The 638-nt window shown below is 63.3% G+C and carries 1 protein-coding gene; it reads left to right on the top strand.

The features are described from left to right. Nucleotides 1-119 precede the first annotated feature (119 nt). Nucleotides 120-638 (top strand): hypothetical protein (locus JZ00_RS29675; protein ID WP_039594742.1); only part of this gene is annotated, 519 nt, incomplete at its 3' end.

The raw sequence follows: 638 nt of genomic DNA, 5'->3' as shown, positions 1-638 counted from the left end.
ACGAGCTCCGTGTCCGCCCCGTCCGCAGATTCTTTATTTAATCCTTCATTCATCCGTTCTTGATCCGGCACCGGGGCGCAGCAGCGCCTTTTTTGTTGCCTTCGAAAAGAGGAAAGACCATGTCCGCAGCAGCTCAAGCAGCACCAGCAGTGACCCTCCCGGAAATCGGCCAGCCGTTCGGTGGCGGCTTCTTCTCCGGCATCACCCGCGACCCGGCCACCGGCAAGCGTTACCTGAACATCACCGCCGGCGCCGAGCATGAACTGGTCGGCGCCTGGGGCAAGTACGGCGAGAAGATCGAAGGCGCCGACAGCTTCACCGACAGCCGGGCCAATACCGAGGCCATGGCCGCCGCTGGCAGCGAACTGGCGCAGAAGGTCATCGCCTTGGACATCGGCGGCTTCACCGACTGGGCCATCCCGGCCCGCGATGTGCAGGAATTGCAGTACCGTCACTTCAAGCCGACCACCGAAGCGAACTGGGCTGGCCGGCGCGACGGTGACAACCCCAACAGCGAGCCGGTAGGCCTGCTGTACACCGAAGAGTCGCCAACCCAGACCAGCATCGAAGCCTTCCAAGAAGGTGGCCCTGAGGCCTTCCGCGATACCTGGTACTGGTCAAGTTCGCAGCGCTCCGCC

This window comes from Pseudomonas frederiksbergensis (assembly GCF_000802155.2).
In the GTDB taxonomy this organism is placed as follows: domain Bacteria; phylum Pseudomonadota; class Gammaproteobacteria; order Pseudomonadales; family Pseudomonadaceae; genus Aquipseudomonas; species Aquipseudomonas frederiksbergensis_A.
Note: the sequence above shows the minus strand (reverse complement) of the source record. Positions and strands in the feature narration are given on the sequence as shown.